The following is a 19325-nucleotide window of genomic DNA, read 5'->3' as shown; positions in this document are numbered from 1 at the left end:
CGCCTCTAGATACCCCTGCCTTATTTGGGGATCGAGTCTTCAACGGCATCCTGGCACAGGTCTGGTGATAGGTACTGATAAATTTTGATGGAGCATATGATAGAAGAGTAATATCAAACACCCAAGAAGAGAAGTGTTTGATATTGTTTACGAGATAACAAGGAGAAAAAGATGTTCTTTCATGTACAGAAGCTGATCAATGAGATTTTGCCTGACGAGCCAGATCCGGCAGCGGCAAATGCGCTTCAGGAGGGATTGGGGGGCCAATTCGGTGAAATGCGCACCATGATGCAGTACCTCTTTCAGAGCTTTAATTTTCGCGGCAAAGCCAAACCATATCTTGACCTGATTCAGGGCGTAGGTATTGAAGAGATTAGCCATGTTGAGTTGATTGCCACCACCATTAACCGACTGGTTGATGGATCACCGCGTTACCAGGGCAAGGAGATGGGCGATTCGGGTAATGGCACTCCGCTCAAGATTGCTATGGATCGTAATGGTCAGGGACATGGCAACATCCATCATTTCCTGGTCGCTGCTCAGGGGGCGATGCCGGTGGATGCCGCAGGCAATCCCTGGTCTGGCTCATACGTTTATAATAGCGGCAACTTGTCATTAGACCTGCTCTATAACCTGATGTTAGAAAGCACCGGCCGCCTCCAGAAGTGTCGTATGTATGAAATGACTGAGAATAAGACGGCGCGTTCTACCATCTCATATCTGATTGTACGTGATCACGCGCATGAGAATGTCTTTGCCAAAGCGCTGGAGACGCTTGGCGTGAACTGGAATAAATTGCTTCCTATTCCAAACTTCGACGCAACCAAGTTCCCTGAAGTGAAGCACTTGATGGAGAAGGGTCTTCACAACCAGCAATACCACTGGCGCCTGGACAATTCAGAAATGGCGAAGATCGTCACTGGCAAGGCGCCTTCAACTACAAGTGAGCATAATGGAGGCACATTGCAGGTGCCGGCACAGGCTCCTGAGGGAGTACCGTTCACTCCAGGTGAAGCAAGGCCGGAAGAGTTTGCCCCAGGTCTCTCACGCGACATCGAGGCAATGGCTGAGCAGGTATTGCAGGTAGCCAGGCAAAGCCGTTGACATCTCCCCACGCTTTATCGGGGAAGTGTCAAGCACGCAATGCTAACCAGAAAGGGGAGTGAGACATGGGAACTCCATGTCTCAAGCCAGGGGATCCCGCATCACACGATTTTAACGAATGGAGAGGAGGCGGCGCATCCATTCATTGAGCTCGTTGTTGGGAACCGAAATTCAAGCGCCTCTTATCAATCAACGAGCATACGAGTGAAATAGTACCAATGAGGGAGGGCGGTATTGTCAACTTAAGCAAAATTGCAGAGATTATATAGGAGAAACAGACCTCAAAGTGGGGGTGACGCCCTATTTCTAACCGTGTTTTCTAAAGAATCTCGGCGAATGTCGCATCGATATGGTGAAAACTCATCAACGAAATTTTTTAAGTTGACAATACCATTGAGATAGCTCACCTGAGCTTGTTCGTTAGCATACGCAATGATGGTCCAAATCTGAGTTGGTTTGTTGGCATGTTGGGTCGTGAAGACAGTGCCGACCTGAGCTCCTCCAGAGGAAGGATAGAGCATTTCAGGATCCCAATCATGTGCCCAGTGCTTCTCACCAAGCGGAGAAAATAAGGGAAACACCTTATGAGGAGCGGCAGGCAGATAAATAGTATGAGATCGTGTGACCCGTTGAGCGATAAAAGCCGACATAGCAATCGTTTCCTTTCGAAATCACCTTCACATGAAGAGGAAGAGTTGATAGCAGGGAATGAACATATGGTATCAGGATGGTTCATTGTGTGCAGTCTGCTCGATAAATCGATGGCTGGCGCTAGCATCATAGTCCATCCCATAAACTTCCTTGAGCTGCGCAATGCGTTTGAGGGTTTCCTCTCCAAAAGGATGTTTTTGCTCGAAAGCATGTAAAACTATCCCTTCAAGCAAATCTCCAAGAGAGACGTCAAAATATTCTGCCAGAGCTTTAAGGACTTTGACCAAGTTCTTTTCCATGCGTGCGCCAATTTGCACCCGCTCAACGGGAATAGTCCGTCCATGCTGACTGGCATTTTCTTCAATCTGACCCATCATATTTCTCCCTTTCAGGTGTCGTTATCATGTTATATTTATAACAATATAACATGATAACGACAAAGAGTCAATCAGCCGAAAGAGCTCTCGCGGTGTGCCGCCTCGCGCAACTCCACCAATTACATCGAATTGCTGAAAATGATCGAAACGGACAACCCCGCTGGCGACATTTTTCTCATTACCGATAATCTGAGCAGTCATAATAGCCTGCAGACGCACACCTGGCTGGCAGAGCATCCGCGTCTCCAGCATGTCTTCATCCGAAAGGCGCGTGTTGGCTGAACTTGCAAGAAGGCTGGTGGCGTTTGTTCCGCCGTGATGCGCTCGCCGGCCAGAGCTTCGCCAACGCCGATGAGATCGAACAAGCCATGCAGGCGGGCACGACCCAACTCAACAACCGAGCGAAGCCTTGGATTTGGGGATGGCCCCCCAAGAGGCGCCGCCACTTGCGTCGCCTCTTTTGTTATCGCCTTTGAGGAATGGAGCACTATAAGCCAATCAGGAAACCGAGCCTGATATCTTCGCCAGAATGCGATCAATCACAGACTGCAATTGAGCAGGATTTGGACCAACGATGCGCTCAACCACGTTCCCTTTGTAAAAAACGATCAGTGTAGGAATGGCTTGAATGCCGAGAGTCTGAGCAGCATTGGGATTCTCGTCAATATTCATTCTGGCAAAGCGCAGTTTCCCCTGATACTGATCGCTCAAGCGCTCAAAGACAGGAGCGATAGCACGACAGGGCCCACACCAGGGCGCCCAGAAATCTATAATGACGGGCTGATCAGGCTGGTTAATAAACTTTTGGAATGCCTGGTCATTCACAGTAAAAAGATTGGAGTGTATGCTCATGAGGTACCCTCCTGTCTGGATATATTATCTCTGCAACCGTTATTTGCTCTGCTTTTATCTGTTCGGGAACCTAGCACAACCAGTGGTAGCTACTTTTATATATTTTCGCTGATGAGAGCAATAGTCAGGGATATACTAAGATTGATAGCAAGGGTATTGTCAACTTGGGAACGTAGCTGAACAATGTGCTAGAATAGCTTCATGAAAACACCTCCCACTGTTCCAAGCTACAAAGGCTTTCGATTCCCACCTGAAATTATCAGCCACGCAGTGTGGCTGTATTTCCGCTTCTCGCTCAGCTTTCGTGATGTAGAAGAGCTTCTGGCGCAGCGTGGAATCGTGGTGACGTAGGAAACAGTGCGTCAGTGGTGCCATCGATTTGGACACACGTATGCCAATGAACGGCGTCGTCTTCGCCCGAAGACGGGAGACACATGGCATATGGACGAGGTGTATATGAAAATCAATGGCAAAACCCATTATCTGTGGAGAGCTGTTGATCAGTATGGTAACGTCCTCGATATCCTGGTGCAGAGCCGACGCAACAAGAACGCGGCCAAAAGGTTCTTCCGCAAGCTCCTCAAAAGGTTGCGATATGTCCCACGAGTGATCATTACCGATACATTGAAGAGCTATAGTGCAGCGAAACACGAGCTCTTGCCTGGCGTGGAGCATCGGCAGCACAAAGGATTGAACAATCGAGCGGAAAATTCCCACCAACCGACACGGCTACGAGAGAAGAACATGCGGCGCTTCACATCGGCCAAGCAAGCCCAACGCTTTCTCTCAGCCTTCGGACCCATCGCTGGGCATTTCCAGCCACGCAGGCACCACCTGAGCTCCAGGGAATATCGTGCCATTTTACAGGGCAGATTCCTGGAGTGGAACGAGATAACCGCAGGGAAACGCATCGCATAACAGCCAAATCTTCCCTCTCTTTCACTGTCTTCGGTATCTCTCCTCTTTATAACTCAGCAATAATCTGCAATCCGACAAATAAGTTGACAATGTCGTCGCGACTGAACTGGGAGGGATCTGGAAGCAGGAGAAGAAAGAGGACGCGCTGCTCAATCTAACTGCTTTTAAAGCCAAATACCAGAAACGCTACCCAGAAGCCATACGAGCATCTGTGAATGCGAAGAGCATCTTCTGACATTTTACTCATTTCCGCCAGTGATGCATCGCTACATTCGCAGCACCAATGCGATTGAGAGCTTTTTCAGCAATGTTCGGCAACGCACTGACCAAATTGGCGCTTTTACAACAGAGACCAGTTGCCTCACGATTGTTTGGGCCACTATGCAGGACATTCATTTACCCCGCATTCCGGTTTCATAATAGCTAAGCACAAGAGAGGGGGGTTGTGCCCAAAACTGGGGGTTGAAGAAAAAATGAGGCCTTCTCCGTACTAGGAAACAGAACGATGAAATCCGGAAACCTAAAGGAGAAGACCCTCATGCATCTCCAAGTATCGCTCACGTTTGACCTTTCTGCAAGCAGCAGCCTTGCGGACCTGGAAGAAGCCATTGTGACTCAAGGACACGAAAGCATGTGTCAAGCCTTGCAACAAGCCATCAAAGAGTGGGAGCAGCATCAGCGACGGTGTCCCACATGTGGAAGAGACGAGGTGCGCGTGGAAGGAACGGTTGGTCGAACGCTGCTGCTCGTCTTTGGTCGGATCCGGCTGGCCTTACGGCGCTACCGCTGTCAACACTGTTTGCATCGCTGGTGCCCCGCTCGTCGTCTCTTGCGTGATCTGCGTGGGCAACAGGTGAGCCCTGGCTTGCGAGAAGCCGCCGTACTTGCAGGCTCCTCTTGGCCCTATCGACATGCCGCTCAGCTCATGGAGCGCTTGTGTGGGGCTCACATCAGCGCCGAAGAAGTACGTCAGCTCACCATGCAGCAAGGCAATCAGCAGGCTCACGCCCAACAGCAGCATGCTGAAGAGGTGGTAGCCTCGGCCCCCAAAGAAGAGAAGGGCGAAGCGGGCGTGGCTGGCATAGATGGGGGCTGGACGCACAGTTGCGAGCAAGCAGGAGGCATGGAAGGAAAAGTGGCTGTGCTCGCCTGCAACAAGCAGGTGCAAGAGCCCAAAGCGCAGCCCGATCCTTCCCAGTTGACCTGGTATGAGCTCGCCAAGCGCAGTGCGAAAGGCAAGCGACTGGGTCCTCCTCACAAGCGAGCTCGTTGGATGCAACGACGCTATGTGGCGACCTTTGCCCCTTCTCACGCCTTGGGCTCCTTGGCCGAGGCAGCGGCACGTGAGGTTGGATTGGATGAGGAGAGCAGCGTGGTGGTGGCTGATGGAGCCCAGTGGATCAAGCAGGAAGCGCAGCGGCATTTTGCCAGGGCCACGCATATTCTCGATTGGTTCCACCTCTGGCGCGTGGTACGCAAAGCCATCCGCGAGACACAACGTGAGCAGCAGCATCCCGAGACCTGGCTCACGCAAGAGAGGACACAGATCAAAGATTGGCTCTGGCATGGCGAGGTGGACCCAGCCATCAAGCGGCTGCAAAGTTGGCAAGAGAAGGGAGAAGGCAAAGCCTTGGAAGCAGCTCTGACCTATCTGGAACATCAACGCGATTGGATAGGGTCCTATGAGGCGTGGAGACAGGCAGGCTATCCGGTGGGCAGTGGTGTTATCGAGCGAGCGGTGTCTCTGGTCATCAATCGCCGCATGAAACGAGGAGGCATGAGATGGAAACGAACCAATGCCACGGCACTGGTGGCCTTGCGAACCACCTTTCTCAATACCGATTGGCCGCGCGAACCATCGCATCGAGCATTTGTGTAGCCAACAGCCCCCGGTTTTGGGCACTACCCAAGAGAGGGGTAAAGAAGCAAGCAGCTTGCTTATCTTGGCTGCTTGAGGGAGGTTTGTTGTGTTTTTCTGCTACTTTCCCTTCTTATTCCTTGAAAAATGCGTTTTCTCTCTTCTGAACGAGCCTTTTTCTCTCCTCGTCCTGGGCTTTTATTGCTGAGATTTCCCGCCTTTATCTTTACAAACAACCTGCATGGCCTCATAGATGGTCTCTAACTCCATCGTGCGCAAGAGCCGCCTCACCTGTTTACGCTCGACGGGATAGCCCTGAGTATGGAGCCAAGCTGTCATCTTTCGGGTTCCATAAAATGGCGTCCGCGTGTATTGCTCATCAAGCAGCCGCATGAGCAGCAGATTCTCCACGCTTTCTGGGAGGGGCTCGTAATAGTAGCTCGAACGAGCCAGATTCAAGAGTTCACACTGACGCACAATGCTGAGTGTCGGATGATCTGGTTCGATCAGTTGACGCTTCTGCTCAACGGAGCTGGCCTGATTTTTTTTTGAGAAAGTCAACCTCTACTTTAAGCTGACCGATTTGCTGATAGAGGTTGGCGATGAGTACTTCATCCTTCTTCTCTTGCCCAGAAGGTGGCTGTGCGAACAGGGAGGGGAGGTCATCGAGCACTTGCTTCTTCCACTGGGTAATTTGTGTCGGATGCACTCGATATTCTGAAGCAATCTCATTGGTGGTTTTCTGACCTCGAATAGCTTCCAATGCCACTTTCGCTTTGAAATCGGCGCTGTATCGTTTGCGTTGTCCAGTCATCTTATTTCCTCCTGAATCGCACTTCCTCGATACAGCTATTTTATCTTACTCCCTGTCCAGTTTTCTGGTACTAGTATACTGGTTCGTAAGAAATCTTATTTCGTCGTAAGCATATTTTTATTAGGAGGGTAGATGTCTATAGTTGCAGAGAAGCCTAAATTGCATACAAATTTTCTCAAACAGGGATACCTGATTCAAGAAAATTTTGTTTCTCCTGAACAATGCACTCATTTTCTTGATCTTGTCGCCCAGCTTCAGCAAAACCAGGATCTGGAGCTCATTCACCGTGCCGTGCGTGGTCATCCACTGCATTATAAAGTAATCAATGGGCAACAGATTGAAAGCGGTATCCCTGAGATTGACCAGTTTTACCGGCAACTGACTGACTTCGTGCGTAGAATCAGTAGCGACGACATGACACCATTGAAAGATAAGCTGGTGGGCGTCAACATCAACGTCACTCCCGCTGGTGGCACCTACCGCTGGCATTATGATCGCAATGCCGTAACGGTGCTGGTCTACCTCAATGAGGTAAGTGGGGGCGAGATCGAGGTCTATCCATTATTCAGGATCTATCTGAAAGGAAGAGGCCCGGCCTTTTTGCAACGCTGGCTGGACTGGTTCGTGCAATTGAATGTGGTACGCCAGCTTTTTGGCAAGAAGATCGTTGTGAAACCCGCTCAGGGGCGCATGGTGGCGCTTCGCGGCAATCGTTGCCTGCATAGTGTGCGACCAGTGCAGGGCGAACAGGAGCGTGTCAATATCGTTATGGCTTTTGACAATTATAAAGATCAGTATCTATCAAAGCAAGCGCTAGATCAGTATCTATACTCGCAAAAGCCTGTCTCATCAGACCCGAACTACACATCCTAGCTTGTAGTAATTGTCAGTTAATCAATGCGAGGGCTTTTTCTTCGGCGCTCTACAGTATCTTAAAATGATAACACATATGCCTATGAGTCATCCGTTCAGACGGCCAGCCGTCTGGGGAGAACTGCGGCTGCTGCTGCTCCTCCTCCTTGATTCGCTAGCGGTAGCAGACGCTTCGATCTGGCCGCGACAGGACCGCTGGACCGATGTTTTATTCTCACCCTCCAACCAACACGACACGCGGCCTCTCCTTGCCAGCAGAGAACACTCACGACCATCCCCTCTCGAAAACAGTGCGACACGCTCTCCACCACTACCATCAACATCTGGGGTATGACAATCAATACCATCTTTGGTTCTGTCTCCATACTCAACCAGTGTATAAGCAAACAATAATTAAATTCTTTATTAACGTGGGGCAAGCCATATATGGGTAGTGGTTGGGTCTGACTCAAGGTGTCTATCAAAACTTACAGAAGCCATCCTGGAATGGACACCCCGGCCATATGGCATCGATAATTATTCTGCCCCTTTCGCCTGACTCCCAATAATCACCCTGACACGTTCAGCCACATTCCGCCACGAATAATCACACCCGCGAGTATGATTTTGACTCTTTCTTGGCCTGCATGAAGACAAGCTGAGACAAGGCTCCAACCCCCTTCCTTCTGATGGGATGCTCAGAAGCATTGGCATATGTTCCCAGATGGAGTATGATGATTCGTGGCGGAACCAGAGGGTGGTTGGGAGGGCGCGTTCGCTAGAACCGCATTCACAAAAAGAGTGGTGTGGTCTGCATCTGTGGTATGCGCTGGTCTTGAGTGCTGACACCACGCTGTTCAGTTCGACACATCAATGAGAGGAATGAAATATGAATCCATTAACGCCTGAAGAGCAACGCGTGATTCTTGGCAAAGGGACAGAACCTCCCTTTAGCGGGGAGTATGATCATTTTTACGAAGAAGGAACCTTTGTGTGTCGCCAATGCAACGCGCCGCTTTTCTCCTCGAAAAGCAAATTTGATGCAGGCTGTGGATGGCCGAGCTTCGATGAGGATTACCCCCACACGGTCAAACGGGTTCCCGATCCCGATGGGAGAAGAACGGAAATCGAATGCGCCAACTGCGGTGCTCACCTGGGACATGTCTTTGTGGGAGAGCAGTTAACCTCAAAGAATACGCGCCATTGTGTCAATTCTCTGTCTATCCGTTTCTTTTCAAAAGATCATGCGTTGCCTGCAATGCTCTCGAAAGAGAAATAGGAGTATATTACCGGCGAATAACAGGCTCACGAAAAGGAAAGTGAGCCTGTTATTCAGTGCTTGCTCCCTCAAAAAAACAGGGACATTCACCCGGAAAAAGAACGGTTCTCATGTTTATTATTCTCCTTCTAGAAAGAGCACATTGAGTTGTTGCTCTCAGCCTTGACGCTCGTGCCACCTGATGATAGACCGTTCCTGTCGGAGCCGACCACAGGCCACTTGCCCACAAGCAAGTGGCGAGAGGCGAAGAAACAATTTGGATCTCCTTGGCGAACACATGAAAGCTACGCCTGTCCACGGAAAGAGAATGCAACTGTTCCCAAAAAAGTGGGAAAAAGGGACCAACCGTGGGCAAGACGCCACACTTTCGAGCTTCTTGACAGATGAGAACGTTCGTCCTATACTGAAGAAAATAGGAGGCAAGAGAAAGAGCAGAACCGCATGATTCGCGCCCATAAGGTCAGACTGCATCCCATCCCTGAGCAGGCCAACGCCCTTGCTCGTGCCGCAGGCGGGTATTGTCAACTTGGGAACGTAGCTGAGCAATGTGTTAGAATAGCTTTATGAAAACAACCCCCACTGTTCTAAGCTAGAAAGGCTTTCGATTCCCACCTGAAATTATCAGCCACGCAGTGTGGCTGTATTTCCGCTTCTCGCTCAGCTTTCGCGATGTAGAAGAGCTTCTGGCGCAGCGCGGAATCGTGGTGACGTAGGAAACAGTGCGTCAGTGGTGCCATCGATTTGGACACACGTATGCCAATGAACGGCGTCGTCTTCGGGCGAAGACGGGAGACACATGGCATATGGACGAGGTGTATATGAAAATCAATGGCAAAACCCATTATTTGTGGAGAGCTGTTGATCAGTACGGCAACGTGCTGGATATCCTTGTTCAGAGCCGACGCAACAAGCATGCGGTCAAAAAGTTCTTCCGCAAGCTCCTCAAAAGGCTGCACTACGTGCCACGCGTGATCATCACAGATAAACTGAAGAGTTATGGAGGAGCGAAACGTGAGATCCTGCCTGGCGTGGAGCATCGGCAGCACAAAGGATTGAACAATCGAGCGGAAAATTCGCATCAGCCCACACGGCTCCGTGAAAAGAAGATGCGGCGCTTCAAATCAGCCAAACACGCACAACGCTTTCTCTCGGCTTTCGGCCTCATCGCTGGCCATTTCCAACCACGAAGACACTGTCTGAGTGCTGAGGAATACCGTGCCATTTTACAGACCCGATTCCAGATCTGGAATGAGGTAACCGAAACAAAAACTACGGCATAACACTGCATCGTCCACTCCTCTTCTTCTCCCTCTTTTCTTTCCCTCATCCTTCTTTTTTACAAGCTCTTCCATTCTTTCAATAAGTTGACAATACCCTGACGATTGGCAAAGCCCAATCCATTGAGAAGCATGGCGACAGTGGAGGTCCCGTAACTGACCACGCGCTGTTGGTTGGGTTCCAAGGCATCCAACCACTGCGCCAGGCCCAATTCCTGGCACACGCCTGCCACAATGCCCAAATGGTCCAAACGTTCGTTCTGGTAATCCTCAGCTCTTTGCATGCTTTTTCTGCTCCTTTTCGTTCTGAGATTACCTTATCCAATTTCAGTTTTTCTGTCAATTACCCTGCGGAATGTGGGACACACGCATACGCATGAACATTAAGTGTCGGACGAGCTTAAATAACAGGCAAAAAAGGAGGTGGCGCGCATTTTTGCGCGCCACCTCCTTTTTTGCCTGTTTTATTCAATGTGGCAGTGTGAGAGGCCGCTCTTCGCCAGGTAGCGCTGGTGATACTCCTCCGCCCGGTAGAAGGTGGTGGCGGGAACGACCTGGGTCACAATAGGGCGCTTATAGCGGCCGGAGGCTTGCATATGCTCCTTAGATGCCTCTGCCTCCTTCTGTTGCTCGGGAGTGTGATAGAAGATGGCCGAGCGATACTGAGTGCCGACATCGGGACCCTGGCGGTTGAGTGTGGTCGGATTATGGTTCTCCCAGAAGACCTGCAAGAGCTGATCGTAGGAGACCTGTGCTGGATCGTACTCTACCTCTACAACCTCAGCGTGCCCCGTCTGGTCTGTACAGACATCGCGATAGGTTGGATTCGCGTAGGTGCCTCCCTCATAGCCAACGGCGGTATTGGTCACACCCTTAGTAGCACGGAAGGTCTCTTCAACTCCCCAGAAACAGCCCGCGCCAAAGGTGGCTTTCTCTAACTGTGTCATATTGTATGTGCTCCTTTCAGAGAAAACTGAAAATGCTATATGCTAATAAACTTCTACCTTTTAGAACAATCCCCATGGCCTTTAGTTCTCAGCAGGGGCTGTATATGCAACATTCTTGTTCATGCTTCTTATATACCTGCGGTGCTTCGTGTGGATTTATAGTGTGTGATGGCGGGCTGGTGCGCCAGCCCGCCATCACACACTATAAATCCGGCGAGCCACGTAGTGGCGAGTGGTCTCTTATAAGAACACGTTGCACGCAGCTTGTATTTGCAAGCAATGTTGGCTATTTCACAGACAAAAAGAGATTTTTCGTGTATAACTTATAGGGATCTCTTTTTCCAATGACCACTGGTCTACCACTATTATATCCCTGTGCTGGCTACTTAGCACATCTGTTCGTAAATTGGGTTATCGTGGATGATAGAGCCATTTTTCTTGTCAAAACGCATGAGATACGAGTACAATCAGCGACATATATTCTTCGTATACACTCAGGTAGACTTTATCCAATTACTAGACAAAAAACGAAAGGCAGAGTAAGCTTCTCTCAAAATTCTTACCAAGGAAAAAAGCGAGATGCAGACGCTGCCTAAAAGGATTATACACGTGTTGCGCCACTTTGAAACCGCTTTTAGCGAAAGGATTTGGGAATGGGCCAAAGTGCTGCTGATTGGGGCGATTTTGGCTCCTGGTGAGCGAACGGTTACCGCCATCTTGCGCGTGATGGGATGTGCCGAGGAAAAGCACTTCCAGAACTATCACCGTGTGCTTAGTCGTGCCATCTGGTCCTCGCGAGAACTCAGTCGCCGCCTGCTGGTGCTGCTGGTGTCTCTGTTTGTTGCCGCAACTGAGCCAGTGATCCTGGGGATCGACGAAACTATCGAGCGCCGACGAGGTCGCAAGATTGCGGCACGCGGGGTCTATCGTGATCCCGTTCGTTCGAGCAAAGAGTTCTTTGTGCGCAACAAATGGGTTGCGCTGGATCTCGATACTGCTGCTCACGCCAATTCCCTGGGCACAGCGGGTCTGGGCCTTGCCCTTTTTGACCGCGCTGGCTCCATCGGAGCGCTATCACGAAGAACGCAACATGCGACACAAAACCATTACGGATTGGGCCTGGCAGATGATCCTGCAAGTCACTCGCTGGCTGGCTGCCTGCACGACGCCTGGTGATCGTGGCTGATGGCACCTATGCTGTGCTCTCGTTGCTGCTGAACGTGAGTCGCTTGCCCAGCGCGAGCATCCTCACACGCTTGCGTCTGGATGCATGCTTGTACGAGCCCGCTGCCGCGCGTGAAGCCGGGAAACGAGGGAGGAATGCTCTCAAAGGCAAAGCCCAGCCCAAGCTTTCTGCTCGCCTCGCCGCTTCCACCACACAATGGAAGAAGCACACCCTTTGCTGGTATGGAGGAACCAAGCGAGAGATGGAGCTTGCCACGGGCACGGCTCTGTGGTATCAATCTCCCGTTCCTCCAGTTGCCATCCGCTGGGTGCTCATTCGCGATCCCCAAGGCCAATACGAGCCGATGGCTTTGCTGTGCACGGATCAAGAGGCACTGGCAGTCCAGATCGTCGAGTGGTTTGTCTTGCGTTGGACGCTGGAAGTGACGTTTCACGAGGTGCGTGCTCATTTGGGCGTGGAGACCCAACGCCAATGGTCGGATCTGGCGATTATGCGCACCACACCTGCTCTCCTGGGCCTCTTTTCGCTCGTGACCATTTTTGCGCAGCAGTTGTTGGGGAAGCCCCCCTTTCCCATTCGTCAGACGGCTTGGTACACCAAAGCCTTGCCCACCTTTTCCGATACGCTTGCCTTTGTCCGCCAGCATCTGTGGCCCTCCACCTTTTTTTCGGTGTCGTCAGATGAAGGCGACACCGTTCAAATTCCACGGGTGCTTTTTGATCACCTCGTGGACACACTCACTTTTGCAGCATAGCCAGATCTTGTTGTTTGAAAATTTGGATAAAGTCTACCTGAGCAGAGTCATTTTGACGCAATGCGTGTGTAACAGAAAAACACGCCGTCTTTTCAGATCGCTACAGGTTCAAACGCCCTGTCACCTTGCGTACGTCCGCAAGACCAGATAGGATGATAGGGAAGCTTTACGAGAGAGTGACCAAATCATCCCAACCGCTCCGGTATTGAGGGGAAAGGAGTAGACTGTTATGACCACCAATCTTCGGCTCGATGACCAGTTCCCCGATTTTGAACTGCCGAATCACCAGAACGAGCCCATGCGACTCTCCCACTTCACCAAGCCCAGTTTCCTCGACACCTACCTGGGGTTCCAGGACGGGTATCCGCTGATCCTGGTCTTCTTTCGCGGGTTCTTCTGCCCGCGTGACCAGCAGCAGATGCGGCAACTCGTGGAGTTCCAACGCGAACTGGCGGTGAATTATGGCAAGCTCGTGGCGGTAAGCGCGGATCCACCGCTCGTGCAGGCCGCGTTCCGAGCGGGCCTGGGGGCGCAGTGGACGTTCTTGTCGGATGAACAGCGGGTCGTCATCAAACAGATCAACATTCTCGACGAGACGGAAGGCGAGTATGCCTATCGTGCGCAGCCGTACACGTTTGTGCTGCGGCCAGACTTGCGCATCCACGCCATCTATAATGGCTGGTACTTCGTGGGCCGCCCCACGACTGAAGAGCTGCGACGGGATCTGCGCGCGATCATGGAAACCCGTTCCGATTATCGCTACGAGGCGTATGACACGCCAGAGGTGCGGCGGATTCGCATTCCCCAGCAGGAGTGGCTCAAGGGAAGTCCTGCATTGGGGGAGAACGGCTTGCCGATAGCCCAAGGAGTCGTCCGCTGGTTTGACCCCAACGCGGGGATCGGTATCATCGTGAGAGAAGAAGCAGGCGAGGAGATCTTCTTCCACTTCACGGCGCTTCCTGGACAGGGCTACCGCACGATCAGAGCCGGCGTTCCAGTGCAATTCGAAATTGTCGAGGGGAGGGCTGGCCTGGCCGCACGGAATATTCAGCAAATCAATCTATGAGGAGGTGCTTCTTAGGCTACCAGCAACATGTCTTTTAAGACATCCAAGCGTTGACAGAACAGACGGCGTTGGTCGGCAAGAGAAATGCATTGCTTCGTGGGAGCACGAAACCGGAAGAACTGGCGTCCCTCGTCGAACGCCCGGCAGAAGCGTGTATGAATTTGCGTCATCGAGACCCAGAAAGGGCTCCCTCATCGAGGCCAACTCAGCCAGAGCAAGGGAATGGTAGACGGCCCAGCCGAACCGTTTTTGGAGAGAGGAAGAGGCCTGCTCCTGCGGGCAGAGGGTGAGAGCGGGACCACGAGCAAGATGCGCGCCATCAGCAGTTCCCTGAGCAGGACGTAGGGAAGCCTCCTCACGCACTGACGATTGCTGATCCGCCAGGGGCTTGTACTCTCGTTCTCTCCCGTCCCCTCGCGACACCTAGGCCCATAACGTGTGCTGGACCAGCCGCTGCCGACGGAACGCAACTGCCGCTCTTCTGAGCGCGCTTGATCGAGCATCAGCTGGATGGAGCGCGAGAGGGGAAGTGGATGCCCGATCAGGCCTTTGAGCGGCAACTGCTTGATCGTCTGGTCTCCCAGCCAGACGTCCAGGGCCCGCTCGGGGCATTGAGCAACAGCGTCACCTGTTGCCCGCAGAGAGCCCGCGAGATGGAATAGGTCTCCCCATCCACCGTCACGCAGCCATCCGAACCGATCTTGCGTGCCAGGGCATGCCCATGCAATGCCTGGAGCCACGCGTCCGGATCGACCGGATCTGGCAAGGGTGGCAAGGTGGGGAGCGTCGGGAAGGCCACACGCGGAGGCTGATTGCGGCAGGAGAACCCCTGGTGTGGGCGCTTCTGGTTGTAATGGTGCTGATACTGCGCCGTGACCGTGCGCACCTCCTGCAGAGTGCCGGGATGATGGACCAGCAGACACTCCTCTTTGAGGCTGCGATGCAGCCGCTCTACAAACGCGTTCTTCTTCGGTTGATGGGGAGGACACAGATGTGGCTCAACTCCCACGCACCGCAAAAAGCGGCACAGCGCAGAGGGAAAATCGCGCCCGCTGCGGCTCCCCACCCATCTGGGATCATGGTCAAAGGTCATCATGGGAGGGCAGCCGTAGGTGAAGAGGAAGTTGATGACGGCCTGCAGTGCGGTTTCGGCGTGAAAGTCCGCATGGACCTGAGCATCGAGCCAGATCGAGGTGCCAGCATCCACGGCATTGCAGATCTCCACCACATGCTGCTGCTTGCTGCCGGGTTCGCTTGGATCGGGACGCACGGTGGAAGCGTCCTTGAAGTCGACCTGCACTTCCTGTAGTGGCCCGGGGCGTGGCAGGAGGTGATGCTCATGAGCTTCCTGCTCCACAAGCAGCCCCGTTTGATGCAAGAGGCGCCAAATAGTTCGTGGGGAACGGGGCAGGCGAGCCCCTTCTCGTCGCAGATCGGGATCACGGTGTAAGTAGTACAAGATCGTACGTGGTCCAGGGAGACGCTGCAAGCCCTCAGGGGGCTGCACACGAATCTCTATGATGCGCTGCACAACGCTGGGATCGTAGGCAGGAGGAGGTGTATGTCGGGATACGTCAGGACTGAGAACAAGGATTGTGGAAATCAGTCTTGTGATACACTGATAGTCCTAGAGGACATCATTATAAGGAGAGCATCATGAACTGCCCGCACTGCGCATCCCCAACCACGAAAGAACAGCGCAAGAAAACGACACTCGGCTATTCCACATTCTCCTGCATGAGATGTCACCGCACCTTCAACGAGCGAACTGGTACTCCCTTCAATTATCTCGAATATCCAACCGATATCGTGCTCCTCGTCGTCCTGTGGCGGCTTCGCTACAAGTTGAGCCTGCGTGATCTCGCTGAAATATTTTTGGAACGCGGTTTTGTGTTCACACATGAGACCGTTCGAGAATGGGAAGCTCGTTTTGCCCCTTTACTAGCGGAGAGACTGCGCACCAAGCGACGCGGACAAGCGGGTCGATCCTGGTATGTCGATGAAACGTACATCAACGTACGAGGAACGTGGTGTTATCTCTATCGCGCTCTCGATCGTGATGGGAATCTGGTCGATTCACGCCTGAGTGAGAAACGTGATATGGAGGCAGCAAAGCAGTTCTTCCGCCAAGCTATCGCAATGGTTGGTCACGCCCCGGAGCGGGTAACGACCGATGGACATGATTCCTATCCACGTGCGATTCGTGAGATTCTCGGCAGCGAGGTCATGCATCGCTGGAATGCCTATCTGAATAACCACCTGGAGCAAGATCATCGTGGGATCAAACAGCGCTATTATCCGATGCGTGGATTTGGGAACTTCACATCGGCCTCTCGCTTCTGCAGGGCATATGACGAGGGACGCCAGTTCTTTCGGTTTCGGACCACGAGAAAGCAATATGTTTCCCTCGCTGACCAACGTCATCTCTTCTGCCAACGATTGGATGCCTTGAAAACCATGTTGCTGGTTGCCTAAACAGATTCAGGTTGAAGGTGAAGCACGCCTTGTGATCTTCTGTGTTCTCAGTTATGACATATCCATCGAAAGCGCTGCCAGACCGTGCTCATTGAAGCGCTCGACCAGCTCGCGCACACTGCGTGCCTCTCTAAAGCCTGCCACCAATGCTGCCTGCGCAAAAGACTGCGGGGCCGCTACTGCCAGCAGCGCTTTGGCTCGCCGCGCCACGTCTATCCGTTCACTGCTGGCCTTGACGATACGCTGCAACTCTCGCTCTTCTTGTTTGCTGAAAGCACGCAGGGGATGTTTTTGGAAGTGAGCCATTGACTGTTCCTTCTTTCACCCCCTATTCTATCACCTCCGCTTCCCTCCTGGTGCTCAATTGCAAGTTGACCCACTAGTTGCTTTCAACGGAACAGGAAGGCGAAAGGGGAGATCTTCGTCTTCTAACGCTTGAAGAAGTTGGGCCTCATAGCGTATACGAGGAACACGGCCCAGATTGGTCGAGAGACGTAACACGTAGGATTGGCCATCGGCTGTATCTGCACGCCACATAGCATTGTTCATTCCACCGAGCAAAGGGGAGATATGCCAGGGACCAGAGACAGGCCAAGCTGCCCACAGGTTTGAGACATCCATTCTCTACCTCATCATCGTTCTTCGGAGTTTTTCTTGAGTATCGCATGAAACAACCTTCTGTGCAAGATGGATATCGCCCCAGGAAATGAGGGTGAAACCAATCAGATATTTCCTCTTCTCGGTTGCTCCACTGGTTGCATTCTTCCTTTGCACAGTACAGCCTGATGATTCTGACATCCTGTTCATGCGGTAAGTGGAAACAGACTTTGCTACTCAGATATTCTCCTCATCAACAACAGTGCGTTTGAAGCCCTATCTGGATCGCCCTCCTGCTCACCGGTTGTTGCTCAGTTTATTAGAATGGCAAGGCCCTGGCTGTGTTTCAGCTCCAGAGGATACCTCCTCTGAAACCTTATTCCGTACGCTCCTTGGACAAGGACTGGTCAACAGAGAGATGAATTTGAAGCGCGGAAGTATCGGCCTGTTCAAGCTCAACTTGCGCGTCAAGCATCAAATCTTCAAGTAAGCGCAGCCTGGTTTGAGCCTTTTCATACTCCTGACGGAGCCTCCTATGATACTTTGGATTGACCAGCAACGCTTCCCATCGGGGGATATTTGCGAGAATCGTTTCTACCTCTTCCGGTGTCAAAGGAGGAGTCAGAGCACAACAGTAAATGGCTTGATGCCCGCCGGGGAGAATCATCATTACACAGCCTGCCGGACCATGACAATGGAAACAGCATGGGTGCTTCAGCACACCAATTTCATGGAGATGACTGCAACGAATAATCATAGTGTGGTGCCTCGCGTTCGCGCTCTCTTTTTCTACGCAACCTTGTCGAGCTAAAACGAACGGGCGATTTATTATAGCACAGTTTCGTCAAACACACGCCCCTTCTCCATACAGCAGAGCTTTTCCATCTTCTAGAATTGGAAGTGTGATGGCTCTACGAGCCAGCCATGATAATGCAAGTCGCGCTCCATATTCTCTGCAATAGGAAACGACTTGTGTAGGAAAGCCCTGAAAACATGGGCAGGGCCTTGCAGTTTTCCACACAGACACTCCATGCTAGGTTTCCAGGGCAATCGCATCTAGTTAACCCCATCCAGAACGCGCAAAAGATACTGATTGTCCCATCCGGATTTGAGACGTTTGGCATGGATGCCAACACGGGAAGAGCGTTCCTGACGCAACAAATTCAAGCTGATATGGCGGAGTACCGCGAGATTTTCGTCGGCATGACCGAGCCTGACGCGCGATTCATCTTCCCGAAAGGCGATATCGAGGACCCAATGCAGGCTGTTTTCAATGCCCCAGTGGCTTCTGACCGCAGTGGCAAAGGTGTTGACTGACGAAAAACTGAGCAAGAAGTAGCGCGTTTCTTTTGTGGTCTTCTGTTCCATGCGCCGTTGCGCCCGAACGACCCCAATGCCTCGCAAGCCTTTCCACTGGTGTTGCGGGTCGAGATACGCCAGGATTTCCGGATCACTCAGGGTCCACTGTTCGCGAATTTCCAATCGACCGTGACCTTTCTCCACCTGTCGATCCAACTCCCAGTACGGGCTGGCAAAGCCGTCTTTTTCCGCGAGAGCAAACGTCGCTTTCACCTCGTCAAAGAGGTTCCCGTGATTGTCTTTGAGAGCCAGGGCGTAGTCGCCGTCTTGCTCAATAATCCGCTCGGCAATCTTCGTTTGCGTCCCCATCGCATCAATGGTCACAATGCAGCCTTTGAGCGCCAGTTGCTCTAAGAGCAGCGGGATGGCGGTAATCTCGTTGGACTTCCCTTCCGTCGCGAGTTGAGCCAACACCAGACGATTTTCGACCGCCCAGGCACTGACCAGATGCAGCGCTTTTTTGCCTCCTGCCTGATCATGCGAGCGGCGCAGCGTTTTGCCATCAATCGCGATCACTCCGTTGACTGTTTGGCTGATCCCTTGCACCCATCGGATGAAGCTGGCTTCAAACTGTTTGGGATCAATGAGCGCAAACACACGCCCGAACGTATCGTGAGACGGGATCCCATTGGGCAAGTCGAGCAAATCCGTAAAAAAGGCCTTTTTGGCGTTCCCAAATTCCTCGATCTCAACCCAGCCTTCTGCTCCACATAAGACTCCACAGATCGCCAGGATGATGATATCCCGTAATCGATGCAGTTTGGTTCGCTCCACCCGAGGGTCTTCTACTTGCGCAAACAGACGTTCAAGATCTCGTCGGCCATTCTCCTCCATCTCATAGCCTCCCGCTTTTTTGGCTTATTTTATCACCTCCTCTTCCTTTCCTTTATTGTTGCTGAGCTTATTTAGATGCGATTGCCCTGGCTAGGTTTCCCAGTTTCTTGACAGCTCCAGTTTTG

The 19325-nt window shown here is 52.1% G+C and carries 24 protein-coding genes and 3 pseudogenes; 14 read left to right on the top strand and 13 right to left on the bottom strand.

All coding sequences use genetic code 11. The features are described 5' to 3' along the window. Nucleotides 1-171: 171 nt before the first annotated feature. Nucleotides 172-1104: a manganese catalase family protein gene (locus JMJ16_RS49030; protein ID WP_201393511.1), complete on the top strand. Its 933-nt coding sequence runs from the start codon at nucleotides 172-174 to the stop codon at nucleotides 1102-1104. 281 nt (nucleotides 1105-1385) lie between these two features. Here the strand turns inward: JMJ16_RS49030 and JMJ16_RS49025 are convergent, their stop codons facing one another. Together JMJ16_RS49025 and JMJ16_RS49020 are read right to left on the bottom strand one after the other, a co-directional pair. Further along, complete coding sequence (locus JMJ16_RS49025) at nucleotides 1386-1754, bottom strand: SRPBCC family protein (RefSeq protein ID WP_201393509.1); 369 nt, start codon at nucleotides 1752-1754, stop codon at nucleotides 1386-1388. A 72-nt stretch (nucleotides 1755-1826) separates the two neighbouring features. Then, complete coding sequence (locus JMJ16_RS49020) at nucleotides 1827-2132, bottom strand: hypothetical protein (protein WP_236602068.1); 306 nt, start codon at nucleotides 2130-2132, stop codon at nucleotides 1827-1829. 138 nt (nucleotides 2133-2270) lie between these two features. Between JMJ16_RS49020 and JMJ16_RS55410 the strand changes: the two genes are divergently transcribed. Both JMJ16_RS55410 and JMJ16_RS55405 read left to right on the top strand, forming a co-directional pair. After that, a complete protein-coding gene (locus JMJ16_RS55410; protein WP_236600835.1) occupies nucleotides 2271-2414 on the top strand; it encodes a hypothetical protein in 144 nt (47 codons plus the stop codon). 2 nt (nucleotides 2415-2416) lie between these two features. Then, nucleotides 2417-2608, top strand: coding sequence for a hypothetical protein (locus tag JMJ16_RS55405; RefSeq protein WP_236602067.1), 192 nt, complete (start codon nucleotides 2417-2419; stop codon nucleotides 2606-2608). Between the two features lie 22 nt (nucleotides 2609-2630). On the opposite strand, the gene trxA is transcribed toward JMJ16_RS55405, so the two are convergent. Beyond that, nucleotides 2631-2984, bottom strand: a complete 354-nt coding sequence (trxA, locus tag JMJ16_RS49010) for a thioredoxin (protein WP_201390268.1) — start codon at nucleotides 2982-2984, stop codon at nucleotides 2631-2633. Between the two features lie 201 nt (nucleotides 2985-3185). Here trxA and JMJ16_RS49005 point away from each other — a divergent pair. The 3 genes and pseudogenes from JMJ16_RS49005 (at nucleotide 3186) to JMJ16_RS48995 (ending at nucleotide 5781) form a co-directional block, all read left to right on the top strand. After that, nucleotides 3186-3902 (top strand): annotated as a pseudogene (locus JMJ16_RS49005) (IS6 family transposase). A gap of 174 nt (nucleotides 3903-4076) precedes the next feature. Further along, nucleotides 4077-4322 (top strand): transposase, encoded by a 246-nt coding sequence (locus JMJ16_RS55400; RefSeq protein ID WP_307813443.1) that lies wholly within the window; start codon nucleotides 4077-4079, stop codon nucleotides 4320-4322. Nucleotides 4323-4440: 118 nt separating this feature from the next. Continuing rightward, nucleotides 4441-5781, top strand: coding sequence for an ISKra4 family transposase (locus tag JMJ16_RS48995; protein ID WP_201381530.1), 1341 nt, complete (start codon nucleotides 4441-4443; stop codon nucleotides 5779-5781). A 228-nt stretch (nucleotides 5782-6009) separates the two neighbouring features. On the opposite strand, the pseudogene JMJ16_RS55395 reads toward JMJ16_RS48995, so the two are convergent. Then, nucleotides 6010-6574, bottom strand: a pseudogene (locus JMJ16_RS55395) (transposase); the annotation flags it as partial. 132 nt (nucleotides 6575-6706) lie between these two features. On the opposite strand from JMJ16_RS55395, the gene JMJ16_RS48980 reads away from it, so the two are divergent. The 4 genes and pseudogenes from JMJ16_RS48980 to JMJ16_RS48965 all read left to right on the top strand — a co-directional run bounded on the left by JMJ16_RS48980 (nucleotide 6707) and on the right by JMJ16_RS48965 (nucleotide 9985). Beyond that, the gene (locus JMJ16_RS48980) at nucleotides 6707-7447 is read left to right on the top strand and encodes a 2OG-Fe(II) oxygenase (RefSeq protein ID WP_236602066.1); all 741 of its coding nucleotides are present in this window, start codon (nucleotides 6707-6709) and stop codon (nucleotides 7445-7447) included. An 868-nt stretch (nucleotides 7448-8315) separates the two neighbouring features. Continuing rightward, nucleotides 8316-8705, top strand: coding sequence for a methionine-R-sulfoxide reductase (locus JMJ16_RS48975; protein WP_007913519.1), 390 nt, complete (start codon nucleotides 8316-8318; stop codon nucleotides 8703-8705). 441 nt (nucleotides 8706-9146) lie between these two features. Continuing rightward, nucleotides 9147-9272, top strand: coding sequence for a helix-turn-helix domain-containing protein (locus tag JMJ16_RS55390; RefSeq protein ID WP_236602065.1), 126 nt, complete (start codon nucleotides 9147-9149; stop codon nucleotides 9270-9272). Between the two features lie 50 nt (nucleotides 9273-9322). Next, nucleotides 9323-9985 (top strand): annotated as a pseudogene (locus tag JMJ16_RS48965) (IS6 family transposase). 56 nt (nucleotides 9986-10041) lie between these two features. On the opposite strand, the gene JMJ16_RS48960 reads toward JMJ16_RS48965, so the two are convergent. Then, the gene (locus JMJ16_RS48960) at nucleotides 10042-10266 is read right to left on the bottom strand and encodes a DUF4277 domain-containing protein (RefSeq protein WP_201393503.1); all 225 of its coding nucleotides are present in this window, start codon (nucleotides 10264-10266) and stop codon (nucleotides 10042-10044) included. A 180-nt stretch (nucleotides 10267-10446) separates the two neighbouring features. Continuing rightward, nucleotides 10447-10929: a peptide-methionine (S)-S-oxide reductase MsrA gene (msrA, locus tag JMJ16_RS48955; RefSeq protein WP_201390280.1), complete on the bottom strand. Its 483-nt coding sequence runs from the start codon at nucleotides 10927-10929 to the stop codon at nucleotides 10447-10449. 579 nt (nucleotides 10930-11508) lie between these two features. On the opposite strand from msrA, the gene JMJ16_RS55385 reads away from it, so the two are divergent. The 3 genes from JMJ16_RS55385 to JMJ16_RS48945 all read left to right on the top strand — a co-directional run bounded on the left by JMJ16_RS55385 (nucleotide 11509) and on the right by JMJ16_RS48945 (nucleotide 13935). Beyond that, entirely contained in the window at nucleotides 11509-12105 is a 597-nt protein-coding gene (locus JMJ16_RS55385; protein WP_236602064.1) for a transposase, read from the top strand. A gap of 2 nt (nucleotides 12106-12107) precedes the next feature. Next, nucleotides 12108-12869, top strand: a complete 762-nt coding sequence (locus JMJ16_RS55380; RefSeq protein ID WP_236602063.1) for a hypothetical protein — start codon at nucleotides 12108-12110, stop codon at nucleotides 12867-12869. A 229-nt stretch (nucleotides 12870-13098) separates the two neighbouring features. Beyond that, nucleotides 13099-13935, top strand: coding sequence for a cold shock domain-containing protein (locus JMJ16_RS48945; protein WP_201393500.1), 837 nt, complete (start codon nucleotides 13099-13101; stop codon nucleotides 13933-13935). An 11-nt stretch (nucleotides 13936-13946) separates the two neighbouring features. On the opposite strand, the gene JMJ16_RS48940 is transcribed toward JMJ16_RS48945, so the two are convergent. Genes JMJ16_RS48940 through JMJ16_RS55370 form a run of 3 tightly spaced genes read right to left on the bottom strand, consistent with a single transcriptional unit; the run spans nucleotide 13947 to nucleotide 15442 of the window. Next, a complete protein-coding gene (locus JMJ16_RS48940; protein WP_374229179.1) occupies nucleotides 13947-14105 on the bottom strand; it encodes a hypothetical protein in 159 nt (52 codons plus the stop codon). Nucleotides 14106-14126: 21 nt separating this feature from the next. Next, nucleotides 14127-14495, bottom strand: a complete 369-nt coding sequence (locus JMJ16_RS55375) for a hypothetical protein (RefSeq protein ID WP_236602062.1) — start codon at nucleotides 14493-14495, stop codon at nucleotides 14127-14129. Continuing rightward, on the bottom strand, nucleotides 14477-15442 hold the full coding sequence (locus JMJ16_RS55370) for an integrase core domain-containing protein (RefSeq protein ID WP_236602061.1): 966 nt from the start codon (nucleotides 15440-15442) through the stop codon (nucleotides 14477-14479). The genes JMJ16_RS55375 and JMJ16_RS55370 overlap by 19 nt, the downstream gene beginning before the upstream one ends. Before the next feature lie 149 nt (nucleotides 15443-15591). Between JMJ16_RS55370 and JMJ16_RS48930 the strand changes: the two genes are divergently transcribed. Further along, nucleotides 15592-16410 (top strand): IS6 family transposase, encoded by an 819-nt coding sequence (locus tag JMJ16_RS48930; protein WP_201393498.1) that lies wholly within the window; start codon nucleotides 15592-15594, stop codon nucleotides 16408-16410. Nucleotides 16411-16461: 51 nt separating this feature from the next. Here JMJ16_RS48930 and JMJ16_RS48925 read toward each other — a convergent pair whose 3' ends face one another. The 4 genes from JMJ16_RS48925 to JMJ16_RS48910 all read right to left on the bottom strand — a co-directional run bounded on the left by JMJ16_RS48925 (nucleotide 16462) and on the right by JMJ16_RS48910 (nucleotide 19200). Then, nucleotides 16462-16716 carry a hypothetical protein gene (locus tag JMJ16_RS48925; protein WP_236602060.1) on the bottom strand — a complete coding sequence of 85 codons (255 nt, stop codon included), beginning with the start codon at nucleotides 16714-16716 and terminating at the stop codon, nucleotides 16462-16464. A gap of 54 nt (nucleotides 16717-16770) precedes the next feature. Further along, nucleotides 16771-17031, bottom strand: a complete 261-nt coding sequence (locus tag JMJ16_RS48920; protein ID WP_201393496.1) for a phosphotransferase — start codon at nucleotides 17029-17031, stop codon at nucleotides 16771-16773. A gap of 352 nt (nucleotides 17032-17383) precedes the next feature. Next, the gene (locus tag JMJ16_RS48915) at nucleotides 17384-17764 is read right to left on the bottom strand and encodes a hypothetical protein (protein WP_201393494.1); all 381 of its coding nucleotides are present in this window, start codon (nucleotides 17762-17764) and stop codon (nucleotides 17384-17386) included. A 299-nt stretch (nucleotides 17765-18063) separates the two neighbouring features. Next, nucleotides 18064-19200 carry an ISAs1 family transposase gene (locus JMJ16_RS48910; RefSeq protein WP_201380589.1) on the bottom strand — a complete coding sequence of 379 codons (1137 nt, stop codon included), beginning with the start codon at nucleotides 19198-19200 and terminating at the stop codon, nucleotides 18064-18066. Nucleotides 19201-19325 lie beyond the last annotated feature (125 nt).

The sequence above is a fragment of the Ktedonobacter sp. SOSP1-52 genome (genome assembly GCF_016587395.1).
The sequence above is the reverse complement of the archived record's forward strand: the minus strand, read 5'-3'. Positions and strand labels throughout refer to the sequence as shown.

What these genes read in the sequence shown, in the direction of transcription:
- JMJ16_RS49030 (WP_201393511.1), top strand. Translation starts at nt 172, where the DNA reads ATGTTCTTTCATGTACAGAAGCTGATCAATGAGATTTTGCCTGACGAG.
- JMJ16_RS49025 (WP_201393509.1), bottom strand. Translation starts at nt 1,754, where the DNA reads ATGTCGGCTTTTATCGCTCAACGGGTCACACGATCTCATACTATTTAT.
- JMJ16_RS49020 (WP_236602068.1), bottom strand. Translation starts at nt 2,132, where the DNA reads ATGATGGGTCAGATTGAAGAAAATGCCAGTCAGCATGGACGGACTATT.
- JMJ16_RS55410 (WP_236600835.1), top strand. Translation starts at nt 2,271, where the DNA reads ATGATCGAAACGGACAACCCCGCTGGCGACATTTTTCTCATTACCGAT.
- trxA (WP_201390268.1), bottom strand. Translation starts at nt 2,984, where the DNA reads ATGAGCATACACTCCAATCTTTTTACTGTGAATGACCAGGCATTCCAA.
- JMJ16_RS48995 (WP_201381530.1), top strand. Translation starts at nt 4,441, where the DNA reads ATGCATCTCCAAGTATCGCTCACGTTTGACCTTTCTGCAAGCAGCAGC.
- JMJ16_RS48980 (WP_236602066.1), top strand. Translation starts at nt 6,707, where the DNA reads ATGTCTATAGTTGCAGAGAAGCCTAAATTGCATACAAATTTTCTCAAA.
- JMJ16_RS48975 (WP_007913519.1), top strand. Translation starts at nt 8,316, where the DNA reads ATGAATCCATTAACGCCTGAAGAGCAACGCGTGATTCTTGGCAAAGGG.
- JMJ16_RS55390 (WP_236602065.1), top strand. Translation starts at nt 9,147, where the DNA reads ATGATTCGCGCCCATAAGGTCAGACTGCATCCCATCCCTGAGCAGGCC.
- JMJ16_RS48960 (WP_201393503.1), bottom strand. Translation starts at nt 10,266, where the DNA reads ATGCAAAGAGCTGAGGATTACCAGAACGAACGTTTGGACCATTTGGGC.
- msrA (WP_201390280.1), bottom strand. Translation starts at nt 10,929, where the DNA reads ATGACACAGTTAGAGAAAGCCACCTTTGGCGCGGGCTGTTTCTGGGGA.
- JMJ16_RS55385 (WP_236602064.1), top strand. Translation starts at nt 11,509, where the DNA reads ATGCAGACGCTGCCTAAAAGGATTATACACGTGTTGCGCCACTTTGAA.
- JMJ16_RS48945 (WP_201393500.1), top strand. Translation starts at nt 13,099, where the DNA reads ATGACCACCAATCTTCGGCTCGATGACCAGTTCCCCGATTTTGAACTG.
- JMJ16_RS48940 (WP_374229179.1), bottom strand. Translation starts at nt 14,105, where the DNA reads ATGACGCAAATTCATACACGCTTCTGCCGGGCGTTCGACGAGGGACGC.
- JMJ16_RS48930 (WP_201393498.1), top strand. Translation starts at nt 15,592, where the DNA reads ATGAACTGCCCGCACTGCGCATCCCCAACCACGAAAGAACAGCGCAAG.
- JMJ16_RS48925 (WP_236602060.1), bottom strand. Translation starts at nt 16,716, where the DNA reads ATGGCTCACTTCCAAAAACATCCCCTGCGTGCTTTCAGCAAACAAGAA.
- JMJ16_RS48920 (WP_201393496.1), bottom strand. Translation starts at nt 17,031, where the DNA reads ATGGATGTCTCAAACCTGTGGGCAGCTTGGCCTGTCTCTGGTCCCTGG.
- JMJ16_RS48915 (WP_201393494.1), bottom strand. Translation starts at nt 17,764, where the DNA reads ATGATTATTCGTTGCAGTCATCTCCATGAAATTGGTGTGCTGAAGCAC.
- JMJ16_RS48910 (WP_201380589.1), bottom strand. Translation starts at nt 19,200, where the DNA reads ATGGAGGAGAATGGCCGACGAGATCTTGAACGTCTGTTTGCGCAAGTA.